Origin of the sequence: Streptomyces sp. NRRL B-24572 (genome assembly GCF_002156145.1) — a bacterium.
In the GTDB taxonomy this organism is placed as follows: Bacteria; Actinomycetota; Actinomycetes; order Streptomycetales; family Streptomycetaceae; genus Streptomyces; species Streptomyces vietnamensis.
Genome location: NZ_MWIG01001134.1, coordinates 1 through 600, shown reverse-complemented (window position 1 = coordinate 600; position 600 = coordinate 1). Strand labels below are relative to the sequence as shown.

Here is a 600-nt window from a genome sequence, read left to right as displayed (position 1 = left end):
CCGCCGGAGAGCTCGTCGGGGGCCGGGACCCGCATGGAGGTGTGGGTGTCGCGGTTGGAGTCGGCGGAGGCGCCGGGGACGAGCGGGACGGCGGCGCGGCGCGGCGCGGACTCGCCCGTGCCCGTACCGGTGGCGTACGCGTCCTCCTCGTACGGCTCCGGGGCCGGCTCCGCGCCGGGCTCGTCGACGTCCAGCGGCGGGATGCCCTTGAGCAGCGGCAGGACGTCCTTCAGGCGGGCGGCGAGCTCGGAGGCGCGCAGCCGGGAGGCGGGGGCCTTGGCGAGGCACTGGACGATCAGCTGCCACAGCTCCTCGGGGATGCCGGGCAGCGGGACGACGGTCTCGGTGACGTGGCGGCGCAGGACGGCGCCGGGGTGGCCGCCGCCGAACGGGGTGAAGCCGGCGAGCAGCTCGTACAGGACGGTCGCGAGGGCGTAGATGTCGACGGCGGCGCGCGGCGGGAGGCCCTCGACGATCTCGGGGGCGAGGTAGTCGGGGGTGCCGATGATCCGGGTGGCCTTGGTGCGGCCGGGGGTGTCGATCAGCTTGGCGACGCCGAAGTCGGTGAGGAGGGCGGGGTGGGCGCCGCCGGGGCCGAGG

1 protein-coding gene is annotated in these 600 nt (G+C 76.8%); it reads right to left on the bottom strand.

Features of this window, described 5'->3' with window-relative positions:
- On the bottom strand, positions 1-600 hold a 600-nt coding region (locus CCN56_RS40840; RefSeq protein WP_179200174.1), incomplete at both ends, for a protein kinase.